Below are 1318 nucleotides of genomic sequence, written 5' to 3' on the forward strand. Positions count from 1 at the left end.
GTTTGGGGAAGGTGGGCGGGGCTGCGGGGCGGCGCGTTCAGGCGACGCGGTACGGCGCTCTCATCGCGGGCGGGTTGCGTGGCGCCGGTGAAGTGCCGCAACGCGGGCCCGCGTTCGAGCCGCGTCGGGAAAACGTGCGAGGCCGGGAGCCGGCTCAGCCGATACCGAACGCGCCCTCCGGGGGCACGGGCGACGGAACGGCATCCTCGTCCTGAACCGGCCGCGCGCCGCCGATGAAGTCCCGTAGCGCAGGCCCGTGTTCGAGCCGTGCCGGGAACGCGTCCGAGGCGACGAGGCGGGTCAGGGGCGCCGTGTCGATGGGGTGGTGCGCGGCGACGAGTACCGCGTTGCCGAAGCGGCGGCCGCGCAGTACGCCCGGTTCCGCGATCAGCGCCAGCTCCTGGAACACCGTGCCGAACGTGGCGAGTTGGGCGCGCAGGAACGTGAAGGGGGAGGCGTCCGCGAGGTTGGCCAGGTAGACGCCGTCGGCGCGCAGGACGCGCTCGGCTTCGCGGGCGTACGCCACGGATGTGAGATGCGCCGGGACCCGTGAGCCGCCGAAGACGTCGGCGACGATCACGTCCGCCGAACCGTCCGGCGCCGCCTCCAGCCAGGCGCGGGCATCCGCACCATGCACGGTGACACCGGCGCCGTCCGGCAACGGCAGGTGCTCGGCGACCAACTCCAGCAACCCCAGGTCGGCCTCGACCACGTCCTGCCGCGAACCTGGCCGGGTCGCCGCCACGTACCGGGGCAACGTGAGCGCCCCGCCGCCCAGGTGCAGCACGTCCAGCGGGCGCCCCGCTTCCGCGAGGGTGTCCAGCACGTGCCCGAGCCGCCGCGCGTACTCGAACTCCAGGTGCGTCGGCGCGTCCAGGTCCACGTAGGACTGGGGCGCCCCGTCGACGGTCAGCAGCCAGGCCCGCTCCCGATCCACGTCGGGCATGAGTTTGGCGACCCCGTGATCTACGTCCCGGGTCACGGGTATCGGCTCGTTCACCGGTCCATTGTGCCGGGGCGCTGGGGTGGAAGGTGACCTGGTGGGCTGGTGACGGGCCAGTGCGGGGGTTGGCTGTGGGGCGCGGCAGTGCGGGTGGAGCGCTGACGTGCGGGACGCGGGCGCAGGCTGAGCGGTCGATTCCGGTGAGCGCGGGGCCCGCGTGATCCCGGCACCGTGCGCCCCGCACAGTCCGGCGGTCGCCGGTACCCACGCCTGCGTCTTCCAGCCAGCCCCCGAAATCAGCACCGCCAGCCGCCAGCCCGCGTCCCGCCAACCGGCCAGCCAGCCACCCCGCCCATACCCGGCCTGCGCTCACTT

1 protein-coding gene is annotated in these 1318 nt (G+C 73.9%); it reads right to left on the minus strand.

The window, feature by feature from the left end:
- Nucleotides 1–154: 154 nt before the first annotated feature.
- Entirely contained in the window at nucleotides 155–1000 is an 846-nt protein-coding gene (locus AC31A1_RS51505) for a spermidine synthase (RefSeq protein ID WP_489659928.1), read from the minus strand.
- Between the last annotated feature and the right edge of the window lie 318 nt (nucleotides 1001–1318).

The organism is Streptomyces sp. P5F9 (assembly GCF_057961495.1).